The sequence below is a fragment of the Phyllobacterium sp. T2-21 genome, from assembly GCF_055378485.1.
This window is the reverse complement of record NZ_AP027912.1, coordinates 3,321,098-3,333,348: the sequence shown is the minus strand read 5'-3', so window position 1 is coordinate 3,333,348 and position 12,251 is coordinate 3,321,098. Positions and strand designations below refer to the sequence as shown.

9 protein-coding genes are annotated in these 12,251 nt (G+C 61.6%); 5 read left to right on the top strand and 4 right to left on the bottom strand.

The window, feature by feature from the left end:
- The first annotated feature begins 187 nt into the window (after nucleotides 1-187).
- Nucleotides 188-814 carry a glutathione S-transferase family protein gene (locus ACZ5FP_RS16555; RefSeq protein WP_288193565.1) on the top strand — a complete coding sequence of 209 codons (627 nt, stop codon included), beginning with the start codon at nucleotides 188-190 and terminating at the stop codon, nucleotides 812-814.
- Here the strand turns inward: ACZ5FP_RS16555 and ACZ5FP_RS16550 are convergent.
- Entirely contained in the window at nucleotides 803-1,729 is a 927-nt protein-coding gene (locus tag ACZ5FP_RS16550) for a LysR family transcriptional regulator (RefSeq protein ID WP_464661312.1), read from the bottom strand. The genes ACZ5FP_RS16555 and ACZ5FP_RS16550 overlap by 12 nt on opposite strands.
- Nucleotides 1,730-1,852: 123 nt before the next feature.
- Between ACZ5FP_RS16550 and ACZ5FP_RS16545 the strand changes: the two genes are divergently transcribed.
- Nucleotides 1,853-2,884 carry a zinc-dependent alcohol dehydrogenase family protein gene (locus tag ACZ5FP_RS16545; protein ID WP_464663322.1) on the top strand — a complete coding sequence of 344 codons (1,032 nt, stop codon included), beginning with the start codon at nucleotides 1,853-1,855 and terminating at the stop codon, nucleotides 2,882-2,884.
- A gap of 213 nt (nucleotides 2,885-3,097) precedes the next feature.
- On the top strand, nucleotides 3,098-4,519 hold the full coding sequence (locus ACZ5FP_RS16540; protein ID WP_464661311.1) for an amidohydrolase: 1,422 nt from the start codon (nucleotides 3,098-3,100) through the stop codon (nucleotides 4,517-4,519).
- Nucleotides 4,520-4,608: 89 nt separating this feature from the next.
- Here ACZ5FP_RS16540 and ACZ5FP_RS16535 read toward each other — a convergent pair whose 3' ends face one another.
- Nucleotides 4,609-4,821, bottom strand: a complete 213-nt coding sequence (locus tag ACZ5FP_RS16535; protein ID WP_027233379.1) for a cold-shock protein — start codon at nucleotides 4,819-4,821, stop codon at nucleotides 4,609-4,611.
- Between the two features lie 333 nt (nucleotides 4,822-5,154).
- On the opposite strand from ACZ5FP_RS16535, the gene ACZ5FP_RS16530 reads away from it, so the two are divergent.
- Nucleotides 5,155-6,939 carry an ABC transporter ATP-binding protein/permease gene (locus ACZ5FP_RS16530; protein ID WP_464661310.1) on the top strand — a complete coding sequence of 595 codons (1,785 nt, stop codon included), beginning with the start codon at nucleotides 5,155-5,157 and terminating at the stop codon, nucleotides 6,937-6,939.
- 188 nt (nucleotides 6,940-7,127) lie between these two features.
- On the opposite strand, the gene ACZ5FP_RS16525 is transcribed toward ACZ5FP_RS16530, so the two are convergent.
- Nucleotides 7,128-8,003 (bottom strand): NAD(P)H-binding protein, encoded by an 876-nt coding sequence (locus ACZ5FP_RS16525; protein WP_464661309.1) that lies wholly within the window; start codon nucleotides 8,001-8,003, stop codon nucleotides 7,128-7,130.
- A 218-nt stretch (nucleotides 8,004-8,221) separates the two neighbouring features.
- Between ACZ5FP_RS16525 and ACZ5FP_RS16520 the strand changes: the two genes are divergently transcribed.
- A complete protein-coding gene (locus ACZ5FP_RS16520) occupies nucleotides 8,222-8,569 on the top strand; it encodes an ArsR/SmtB family transcription factor (RefSeq protein ID WP_223612626.1) in 348 nt (115 codons plus the stop codon).
- Between the two features lie 45 nt (nucleotides 8,570-8,614).
- Here the strand turns inward: ACZ5FP_RS16520 and carB are convergent, their stop codons facing one another.
- Complete coding sequence (carB, locus tag ACZ5FP_RS16515) at nucleotides 8,615-12,097, bottom strand: carbamoyl-phosphate synthase large subunit (protein ID WP_464661308.1); 3,483 nt, start codon at nucleotides 12,095-12,097, stop codon at nucleotides 8,615-8,617.
- Nucleotides 12,098-12,251: the final 154 nt, after the last annotated feature.

Here is a 12,251-nt window from a genome sequence, read left to right as displayed (position 1 = left end):
GTCTGCTATGTCGCAACAGGCGCGGAATCGCAAGCAAAAGCGTGCGCAAAAGGCTTCACATCGCGCTGTTTCTATGCAGGGTGTGACATGAAACATTCAAAGCATCACCGCCGTTCATGCGATGTTTCACGCAAACCGATGAGACCGGACACCAGCGGCGATATTCGCCCGCCACAGGAGACCAGCCATGCCGATACTTTACTCGCAGCTCAGCTCCGGAAATTGCTACAAGCCGCGCCTGCTGATGGCGAAGCTCGGCCTGCCGTTCGAACATGTGGCCATTTCATCGACGGACGGTTCGACGCGAAAACCGGAATTCACCGCCAAGAACCCCAATGGCAAGGTGCCGCTGCTGGAGCTTGACGATGGCAGGTTCCTGGCGGAGTCCAACGCCATCCTGCTCTATCTGGCCGAGGGAACCCGGTTCATCCCCGATGACGCCTATGCGCGCGGCCTGATGTATCAATGGCTGTTCTTCGAGCAGTATACGCACGAACCCAATATCGCGGTGCGCCGCGCCTTGCTTGTCTATCCCGAACGGGCGAAGGATGCGACGCCGGAACGGCTGGCGGCCACGCTGGAAGGCGGCAACAAGGCGCTGCTCGTCATGGAACAGCAGCTGCAGAAGACGCCCTATTTCGCCGGTGACGCCATCAGCATCGCCGACATCGCGCTCTATGCCTATACCCACGAGGCCAACCAGGGCGGCTATGATCTCTCGGCCTATCCGTCCGTGGCGAAATGGCTGAGCCGGGTTGCCGGTGACGAGGGCCACGTGCCGATCACCTGGTTGCCGGAGGCGTCAGGCGGCTGATTTGATTTCGCCGTCCGTGCCGGTCATGCCGGGCAGGCGGGAGGCCAGGGCATCGATGAGCACGCGCATGCGCGCCGGCATGAAGGGCGCCCGCGGCCAGACGGCATAGGTGTCGAAAACCAGCGGTTCGATGTCGGGCAGAACCCGGACAAGGCTGCCGCTGTGCACCCGTTCGCGAATGAGCCAGCAGGGCAGCCAGGCGAGCCCCATGCCCGCGACCGCCATATCGGCGGCGGTATCCAGATCATCGAGGATCAGCCGGGTGCGGGCCGGGGCTGCATAGGTACCGCCCTTGCCGTCAGGGAAAAGCCAGGGCCGGGTGTTGCCGTCGCGGCCATAGACGATGGAGTCGTGCTCGGCGATATCCCCGATGGTGCGCGGGGTTCCGCGTGCGGCGAGATAGGACGGCGCTGCACAGATGGTCATGCGCTGGCGTGCGATGCGGCGGGCGGTGAGGACGGCGCTGTCGGGCAGGACCGCGTTGCGGACGACGAGGTCATAGCCTTCCTCGATCAGGTCCACCGGCCGGTCGGTGAAAGACACGTCGAAGCGCAACGCCGCGTATTGGCGGGAGAGGTCGGCGATGACGGGCGCCACGCAGTAACGGCCGAATATCACGGGAACGCTGATGCGCAGGCGGCCAGCCGGTTGTTCCCTGTCGGAGGCCAGGGCACCTTCCGCCATGTCGAGTTCGGCCAGGATGCGCACGCAATGCGCGTAGAAGGCGTTGCCGTCGCTCGTCAGCGTGAACGCCCGCGTGGTGCGATGGCAGAGACGCACGCCAAGCCGCTCCTCCAGCCGGGCGACCGCCTTGCCGACGGCCGAGCGCGACAGGTGCAGTTTTTGCGCGGCGGCGGAAAAGCCGCCGGCATCCACCACCGTGACAAACTCCTGAATACCTGCAAGCCGGTCCATTCTTCGCTCCATTGTAGAATAGAACGATACAATAATGGGTGGAATGGGCGCAACTGCATCGTGCCGCGATCATATAAAACGCTGTTCTCTCCCCGGCTGGCGGGGCATGCGAGGACAGAGATGATGACGAAGACGATGAAACGCTGGACGCTGAATGGGGCCGGACGCGACAATCTCAAACTGGCCGAGGCCGAAGTGCCAACGCCCGGGCCCGGTGAAATTCTGGTCAAGGCCGTGGCGGCTTCCCTCAATTACCGCGACAAGCTGCTGGTCGATCTCGGCTTTGGATTGCCGGCGCCCCAGATGGAACCGCTCACGCCGCTGTCGGATCTGTCCGGCACGGTTTCGGCGGTCGGCGCCGGTGTGACGCGCTTTGCCGCGGGTGACCGCATCATCTCGACCTTCCTGCCCGACTGGATCGATGGCAATGGTCCCGGCACGGCGCGCGATCCCAATGGCCGCACCCTTGGCGGGCCGATGCAGGGGGTTCTGGCCGAATATGTCGTGCTGCACGAGGACTGGGCGGTTCGGGCGCCCGACACGCTGACCGGTCTCCAGTCCAGCACGCTGCCCTGCGCCGGCCTCACCGCATGGACCGCCCTGGTCGAACGCGGCAGGCTCAGGGCCGGGCAGACCGTGGTCGTCATCGGAACCGGCGGCGTGTCGATCTTCGGCATGCAGATTGCGCTGATGCACGGGGCGAATGTTATCGTTGTCTCCGGCGACGACAAGAAACTCGCCTGGGCCAGGGAACTCGGTGCCCATCATGGGATCAACCGCCAGAAGGAGGATTGGGTCGAAGCCGTCTACCGGCTGACCGGCGATCGCGGCGCCGACCACATCCTTGAGACGATCGGCGGCGCCCATCTCGACAAGTCCCTGCGCGCGGCGGCGGTCGGCGGACGCATTTCGCTGATCGGGGTGATCGACGGCTTTGAGATATCCGGCGGCTTTGGCCCGTTTGCCCGCAAGCGCGTGGTTGTCGAGGGCATTCAGGTCGGGCACCGGCGGGCATTGGAGGATCTGGTTGCCGCGTTCGAACTGTCGGGTGTTACCCCCGTCGTCGATGCCGTTTACTCCATGGCGGATTTTACCGACGCGCTCGATCATCTGGACCGCGGACCGTTCGGCAAGGTGGTCGTCGAGATCGGCTGAGGACGCCGAGATTCACAATCGGCGGGCTCGATCCGAGCGTGCCGATTGTGTGCGGTGAACATCCTGAACGAACGGTTGCAGGGGGAACGGTTTCATTCTGCCAATGGCCGGGCCCCGTTCTTGACAGCGCCGCGGGTTGGGGTACCATCGTGTTTTATTGCATTTGAAATGAATTTTTATTGCCTCTCATTTTCAGCACGAAGGTCGATTGCCATGAAATTGTTCACGCCCGCAAAGTCTTCTTCACCCCAGCGATTTGTAGCCGAAGCCATTGATGACGTGCTTGAGCGCCGTCAGTTCCTCAAGACCCTATGTGCCTGTTGCGGATTGTTCGCGCTGGGCGTCTCGCCACTTCACGCCGCATTGAACATTGAGCCCGCCCCGGCTCGAAAGATCCATGGCGTCTTCGATATGCAGGCGCATGACATCGAAGAGCGGATGATTGCCTGGCGGCGCGATATCCATGAAAATCCGGAACTGGGCAACCAGGAGGTCCGCACCTCGGCGCTCGTGGCGCAGCACCTGAAGGCGCTTGGCTATGACGTCCGGGAGAAGGTCGCCACCACCGGCATTGTTGCGGTTTTGAAAGGTGAGGCGGGGGCGGGTCCGGTCATTGCCCTGCGTGCCGATATGGACGCCCTGCCCGTCGAAGAAAAGACCGATGTGCCGTTTGCATCCAAGGCGCGGGCAATCTGGGATGGTGATGACGTGCCTGTCATGCATGCCTGCGGTCATGATTGCCACGTGGCCATTCTGATGGCCGCCGCTGAAATCCTCGCGCGGAACAAGGCACATCTCAAGGGAGCGGTGAAGCTGCTGTTCCAGCCTGCCGAAGAGAAACTGCCCAGGGGTGAGATCGGCGGCGCTCGAAAGATGCTGGAAGAGGGCGCCTTCGCTGATCCGAAACCCGATGTTGTGTTTGGCCTGCATGTGGGCAGCAATCTTGCTGCCGGAATGGTTGGTTATTGTTCCGGTCCTGTCTCTGCAGGGTCCGATGCTTTTCGGCTGACGGTAAAGGGCAAGCAGACGCATGCCGGGTCTCCCTGGAGTGGCGTTGATCCCATCGTCATCGCATCGGAAATCGTGTCGTCCATGCAGACGCTTGTCAGCCGTGAAACCGATGTCGTGCGCGAGCCGGCGGTTCTCAGCGTTGGCGTGTTCAAAGGCGGGACACGCTACAACATCATCCCTGCCAAGGTGGAGCTGGCAGGCACGCTGCGCACCTCGGTCGAGCGGCAACGCCAACATATGATGAAGCGCGTCACCGAACTGGCGACGCTGGTCGCCAAGGGAATGGGGGGTGAGGCAGAGGTTGTCTGGGAGGCGAACGGCTATCCGCCCGTCATCAACAACCCGGAACTGACAACCAGGATGGCCCCGACGCTTGCCCGTGTTGCCGGGATAGACAACACGAAGTTGATAGAGCGCGGCATGGGCGGCGAGGACTTCTCCTATTTCGCGCAGGCCGTTCCCGGCTTTTTCTTCAGGGTCGGGATCACGGGCAAGGGGCGGGACCCGCGGGAAGCGCCGGCCAACCACTCCGATCTCTTCCTGGTCGATGAAAGCGGCCTCATCGTCGGTTTGCGCGCCATGCTGCAACTGGTGGCTGACTACTCCGAAAGCGATATCGTCTGAGCCGGCCCGGAAATGCAAAAAGGCGGGATCAAAATCCCGCCTTTCCAAATTTGTATATTCGAAAACCTGTCGATTTTCGCGTGCGGCGATTAGCCGGCAACGCTGAGGTTGTCAGCGGACGACTTGCCCGAACGACGATCCTGTACGATTTCGTAGTTGACCTTCTGGCCGTCATTGAGGCCGCGCAGTCCTGCGCGCTCAACAGCGGAGATGTGTACGAATACGTCTGCACCGCCGGTGTCAGGCTGGATGAAACCATAGCCCTTAGTGCTGTTGAACCATTTCACTGTTCCCGTAGCCATGGGAAATTCCTTTCAGAGATATAAGACAGGCAACATACAGCTATGCTGCCCAGGGAATCGAACCTATGCAATGGAGTTCATCAGGAAGCGCAACGGGTTACGCAGGTCGCAAAGTCACTCGACCGATAAATCGATGCGGGATACATAAGACAGAATCGGAGCCGAAACAAGCGGGATTCAAATCGGCCACATGTGCCCGTCACGCGCGCGCTCTTGACCGGGCGGAATTCAGCCTTACTTCCCTTGGGTAAATCCGGCGCTTTATCCGGTGCAATCCAACCAACAATGATAAAGTGGAGAGGCCGAATCACGGTCGTCCACGGGGGCTAGCTCATGGCGGAAGACAAACAGAGCAAGACGTCCGCCATCGCCGTTGCCGGCGAAGTACAGGCGGGCCTGCTTTCTCAGCTCCGCGTTATCTTGCATGTCTACTGGATATCACCCGTCCGCAACCGGCTCGTCCTGCTGCTGCTCAGCATGTTTGCCATCATCATCATCACCTCCGCCGGCCAGGTTCGTCTGGTGCAATGGAACGGGCGCTTTCTCGATGCGCTTTCCCATCGCGATTTCACCGCGTTTCTCAACGAATTGCTGGTTTTTCTGGGCATCGCCATCTGCCTGTTGATTCTGGCCGTCGGGCAGACCTGGTTCAATCAGATGACCCGCATGAAACTGCGCGAAGGTCTGACCCGCGACCTCATCGGCGAGTGGCTGGTTCCCCGGCGGGCCTTCAAGCTGTCGAATTCCGGGCCGATCGGCGTCAATCCCGATCAGCGTCTGCACGAGGATGCACGCCATCTCGCCGAAATGTCGACCGACCTCGGTTTCGGCCTGTTGCAGGCCTCCATTTTGATGATGAGCTTCATCGGCGTGCTCTGGGGCCTGTCCAGCGGCTTCATCTTCAACGTCTACGGCCACAGCTTTTCCATTCCGGGCTACATGGTGTGGGCGGCCATCCTCTATGCCGGTTCCGCTTCGTCCATCAGCTGGTTTGTCGGGCGCAAGCTGATCAAGCTCAATGCAGACCGCTACCAGCGTGAATCCGACCTGCGCTTTTCGCTGATGCGCGTCAACGAGCATATCGATGCGATTGCGCTCTACCGGGGCGAACAGGATGAAAAGGTCCGGCTTGGCCTGGATGTGGATTCGCTGCTCGCCGCGATCCGCCAGCTGGTAACGGCCTGGACGCAGCTCGTATGGGTGACCTCCGGCTATGGCTGGTTCACGCAGGTCGCCCCCTATCTGGTGGCCGCGCCGGTGTATTTTGCCGGTAACCTGTCATTCGGCGGTCTGATCATCGCCGTTGGCGCCTTCAATCAGGTCCAGGCATCGCTCAAATGGTTCGTCGACAATTTCAGCGCCATTGCCGACTGGCGCGCCACGCTCTTGCGCGTGACGTCATTCCGGCAGGCGGTCCAGTCGATGGACACGCTGAACAGCGTCGAGCAGCGCATCAAGTTTTCCCAGTCGGAAGGCAACCAGCTTGTTTTCGATACGCTCAAGATCACAGCACCGCTGGCAACCGTGCGCCTGAAGGAGAAAAAGGCGGTCGTCAATGCGGGCGAACGGGTGCTGATCACCAGCGAACCCGGCATCGACAGGACGCTGCTTTTCCGTGCGATTGCCGGTCTGTGGCCATGGGGTGCCGGCAATATTGCCCTGCCGAAAGACACGGCGATCCTCTATATGCCGCGCTCGCCCTATTTTCCGCCGGGCAGCCTGCGGGAGGTCATGTCCTATCCGCTTGGGAAGGGGGCCTTTCCCGACAGCGAGCTCATTTCAGCGCTGCATGAGCTCGGTCTGGACCGTCTCAAGACCATGCTCGACTTCCGCTCGCGCTGGGACCGCGACCTGAGCGACGATGAGCAGCAATCCCTGGCCTTTGCCCGCCTGATGCTGCACAAGCCGGACTGGGTGGTTATCGACGAGGCGCTGGATGCCATGGAAGCGGGCGCGCATGACCGGGTGATGGCCGTGCTGCGCGACAAGCTCGCCAAGTCCACCGTGGTGCATATCGGGCGCGAGGACATGAGCAATCACGTCTTTTCCAAGGTGCTGCACTTTGTCAGCGATCCCAGTGGCCATGGCATGGAAGCGGAAGGGCTGAGCGGCGTCTAGGCGCTTTACCGCTGCGCGATTTATGGCGCGTGGTTCGACAAGCTCACCATGAGGGACGTGGGCGGGCTGCAGGGAGCACCGTTCCGCAACGTTTGTGATTGATCTTGCACCAAACCACCTTCCTCATGGTGAGCTTGTCGAACCACGCACCAGACACGCACCAAATAACATGCCGTCTTGCCATTCCCTCACATGAACAGCGGGGCATGCTCCTTGACCCAGTGGCTGAAGCGGCGGGGCGGGCGGCCGATGACCTGCTGGACGCTTCCGGTGACGGCACGCCCTTCCGGCGGCGGATTGCTGTTCCACGCCACCACATAGTCGATGACGTCTTCGCCAATGCCGAGTTCACGCATGGATTGCCGCGTGTGCTCCTCGCTCACCTCGACATAACGGATCGGCTTGCCCGTCACCGCGCTGATCGCCTTGATCTTGTCCGGTATGGTCAGGACTTCGCAGCCCGTCAGCTTGAGGGTCTTGCGGGCGTGGCCGCCATGGCTGAGAATCCGGGCGGCGACCGCTGCCACATCCGCCTCGTGGATGAGGGTTCTTGCCGTGCTGCCATAGGGCTCGCGCACGATATTGGCCGATTTGATGCTCTTGATCCAGCCAAGCGTGTTGGACATGAGGTCGACGGGCTGCAGGATGGTCCATTCCAGATCGCTTGCCCGGACGGCCTCCTCGACGCTTCCGGCCCGCCCGTCGCTGAGCACGCTGATGCGCTGCACGCCCTCCCAGCGCGCCAGCTGGACAATCTCGGCGCCGTTGTCGAGAGGGGTGTAATCGTCGCCGCCGATGGTGATGAGATGCATGCCGGCCACGCCGGCAAGCGCCCGTTCGAATGTTTCCGGCCGCGTCAGGTCGCCCTCGACCACCTCGACGCCGGCAGGCAGATTGGCGCGCTGCGCATCGCGGGTGAGCGCCCGCACGAGATAGCCGTTTTCCAGCAGTTCATTGACGACGTGCCGGCCGACATTGCCCGTCGCGCCTGTCACAAGAAACCGCTTTGCCTGAAACAGTCGGAGAAACTGTGCGTCTGTAAGTCGTTCGATATCGGTCAACATGCGTGCTCCTGAGTGGATGGATTCCGGGCGGAGTGAAGCTTATAAAACCTCAACTTAAGTTGAGGTCAATCGCGGATGCAGGTCATTTTGTCCAAGCTCCGGCGGGTCTGGTTTCCGCTCTTTGCTGCCGTTACCATCGGCGTGCCGAATCTTGACAAGGCCCGGGCTTTGCAGTATTAAACTATTTAGTTATTTAACCAATAGGTAATGTAAAAAATATGACGCCTGACCGTCTTAGTGGCATTCTGGCCGCGCTCGCCGATCCGACGCGGCGCGCCATTCTGGCGCGGCTAGCCGAAGGTGAAACCTCCGTCACCGAACTGGCGGCACCGTTCGATATGAGCATGCCTGCGGTTTCAAAGCATCTGAAGGTGCTGGAGCGGGCCGGGCTGATTGCCCGCGGCCGCGCGGCGCAGTGGCGCCCCTGCCGCCTGGAAGCCGGGCCGTTGCGCGAAGTGTCGGACTGGCTCGACCATTACCGGCGTTTCTGGGACGAGAGCCTCGACCGGCTCGAGGATTATCTGCAGGCGCTGCAGAAGGGCGATCCTGAGGGAACGCCCAACTGAGTGAGGAAAATCCGGTCACGGCATGGGCCGCGACCGGAGCAATTGTCAGAAATAGTCCTGCAGCGGGCGCACTTCGAGCGAGCCTGCCTTGAGCGCTGCAATGGCTTCGGCCACCGCATCGGCACCCGACAGGGTGGTGTAGTAGGGCACCTTCTGCATCAGCGTGGCGCGGCGCAGCGATTTTGAGTCCGAGATCGCCTTGGCGCTGTCGGTGGTGTTGAACACCAGCTGCACCTGCCGGTTGCGGATGGCGTCCTCGACATGCGGACGGCCTTCCTGGACCTTGTTGATCTTCTGTGCGGCAACGCCGTTCTCCGCGAGGAAACGCGCCGTGCCGCCAGTCGCCAGGACCTTGAAGCCAAGATCCGCCAGCCGCTTGACCGGCGCAAGAATGCGCTGCTTGTCCTCGTCGCGCACCGAGACGAACAGGGTACCGTCACGCGGCAGGTCGACACCGGCGCCGAGCTGCGCCTTGGCGAAAGCCAGCGCGTAGTCGTAGTCGAGGCCCATCACTTCGCCGGTCGAGCGCATTTCCGGTCCGAGCAGGATGTCGACGCCGGGAAAACGGGCGAAGGGGAAGACGGCTTCCTTGACGGCGATGTGCTTGCGCGCGGTGCCGGACGGCTTGCCGCCATAATTGGCCAGCGCCTCGTCCAGCGTTTCACCGGCCATGATGCGCGCGGCGATCTTGGCGATCGGCTTGCCGATGGTCTTGGCAACGAAGGGTACCGTGCGCGAGGCGCGCGGGTTGACTTCAAGCACATAGATCGTGCCGTCCTTGATGGCGTACTGCACGTTCATCAGGCCGACGACGTTGAGGGATTTTGCCAGCGCGGCGGTTTCTGCCTCGAGCTGGGCGACGATCTCAGCCGAAAGCGAATGCACCGGCAGCGAGCAGGCGCTGTCGCCCGAGTGAATGCCGGCTTCCTCGATATGTTCCATGATACCGGAAACCCAGGTGTTCTTGCCGTCGCACAGGCAATCCACATCGACTTCGATGGCTTCGCTGAGATAACGGTCGAACAGCAGCGGGTTCTTGCCGAGCAGGGTGTTGATCTGGCCGGTCTTGTCGTTCGGATATTTCTGCTTGATGTCTTCCGGCACGAGTTCGGGAACCGTGTCGAGCAGATAGCTCTGCAGGGCGCGCTCGTCATGGATGATCTGCATGGCGCGGCCGCCGAGAACATAGGACGGGCGCACCACCAAGGGGAAACCGAGTTCACCGGCAATGGTGCGGGCCTGTTCCACGGAATAGGCGATGCCGTTCTTCGGCTGGGTCAGGTCGAGCTTGATCAGCAGCTTCTGGAAGCGGTCGCGATCCTCAGCCAGATCGATGGCATCCGGCGAGGTGCCGAGGATCGGGATACCGGCTTTCTCCAGCGCATCGGCGAGCTTGAGCGGTGTCTGGCCGCCGAACTGGACGATGACGCCGTGCAGTGTGCCGGCGGTCTGTTCGGCGCGCAGGATTTCCAGCACGTCTTCGGCGGTCAGCGGTTCGAAGTACAACCGGTCCGAGGTGTCATAGTCTGTTGATACCGTCTCGGGGTTGCAGTTGATCATGATGGCTTCGTAGCCGGCATCGCGCAGGGCGAAGGCGGCATGGCAGCAGCAATAATCGAACTCGATGCCCTGGCCGATACGGTTGGGGCCGCCGCCGAGGATGACGACTTTCTTGCGGTCGGAAACCTGGGCTTCCGAGGCGAGGGCACCGGCGAAGGGCACTTCATAGGTCGAGTACATATAGGCGGTCGGCGAGGCGAACTCGGCCGCGCAGGTATCGATGCGCTTGAAAACGGGATGCACGTCAAGCTTCTTGCGCAGCTTGACCACCTCGTTGGGGTCGACCTTGGCCAGGCTGGCGAGACGGGCATCGGAGAAGCCCATGCCCTTCAGCATGCGCAGGTTCTGTGCGTCCTGCGGCAGGCCGTGCTCGCGCACGCGCTCTTCCGTAGCGATGATTTCCGCCATCTGCTGCAGGAACCACGGGTCGATCTTGCAGCCCTCGTGCACTTCCTCGACGGAAAGGCCGAGGCGCAGCGCCTGGGCCACCATGCGCAGGCGGTCCGGCGTCGGCGTGCCGATGGCGGCGCGGATGGCATTGTTGTCGCTGCCTTCACCAAGGCCGGGAATGGCGATTTCATCGAGACCGGTGAGACCGGTTTCAAGGCCGCGCAGGGCTTTCTGCAGCGATTCCTTGAAGGTGCGGCCGATGGCCATGACTTCGCCGACGGACTTCATCGCCGTTGTCAGCGTCGGTTCGGCGCCGGGGAATTTCTCGAAGGCAAAGCGCGGGATCTTGGTGACGACATAGTCGATGGACGGTTCGAACGAGGCCGGGGTGGCGCCGCCGGTGATGTCGTTTTCCAGTTCGTCCAGCGTGTAGCCGACGGCGAGCTTGGCCGCGATCTTGGCGATGGGAAAGCCGGTTGCCTTGGACGCCAGCGCCGAGGAGCGCGACACGCGCGGGTTCATTTCAATGACGATCAGGCGGCCGTTTTCCGGATTGACGGCGAACTGCACGTTCGAACCGCCGGTCTCGACGCCGATCTCGCGCAGCACCGCAATCGAGGCGTTGCGCATGATCTGGTATTCCTTGTCCGTCAGGGTCAAGGCCGGGGCAACGGTGATGGAGTCTCCGGTATGGACGCCCATCGGATCGATGTTCTCGATGGAGCAGATGATGATGCAGTTGTCCGCCTTGTCGCGGACGACCTCCATTTCATATTCCTTCCAGCCTAGAACCGATTCCTCGATCAGCACTTCGGTGGTCGGCGAGGCATCGAGACCGCTGCCGATGATTTCGTAGAATTCTGTGCGGTTATAGGCAATGCCGCCCCCGGTGCCGCCCATGGTGAAGGAGGGGCGGATGATGGCGGGCAGGCCGACATGGTCGAGCGCCGCACCGGCCATGCCGAGCGCGTGCGAGACGTAGCGCTGCTTGCGGTCGCCTTCGCCCAGCTGCCATTCGGTTTCCAGCTTGTCGAGCGCCGCATCAAGTTCGGCGCCGGAATATTTGGCCTTGACGATTTCGCGCTGCTCCTTGTGCAGGCGGCGGTCGAGGTTTTTCACGTCGGTCGCATTGGCCAGCATGGATTTGGGTGTTTCCAGGCCGATCTTGGCCATGGCCTCGCGGAACAGCGCGCGGTCCTCCGCCTTGTCGATGGCTTCGGCATTGGCGCCGATCATTTCGACATTGTAGCGTTCGAGCACGCCCATGCGGCGCAGCGACAGGGCGGTGTTCAGCGCGGTCTGCCCGCCCATGGTCGGCAGCAGGGCGTCCGGACGCTCCTTGGCGATGATCTTGGCGACGACCTCAGGGGTGATCGGCTCGATGTAGGTGGCATCGGCCAGTTCCGGATCGGTCATGATGGTGGCCGGATTGGAATTGACGAGGATGACGCGGTAGCCTTCCTCCTTCAGGGCCTTGCAGGCCTGCGTGCCGGAATAATCGAACTCACATGCCTGACCGATGATGATCGGTCCTGCGCCGATGATCAGAATAGATTTGATGTCGGTGCGTTTTGGCATGGCTTCTTCCTATCAACAGCGTGCTGCACAAAAAACCGCACGGACTTGACCGTACGGGCAGACACAAAATTCCTAATGCGAGGCTAAGGCTGCCTTATAGGCAAAGCGATCGGATTACGTAACCCCAAAAACGCGCAAATCCATGCTTTTTCGC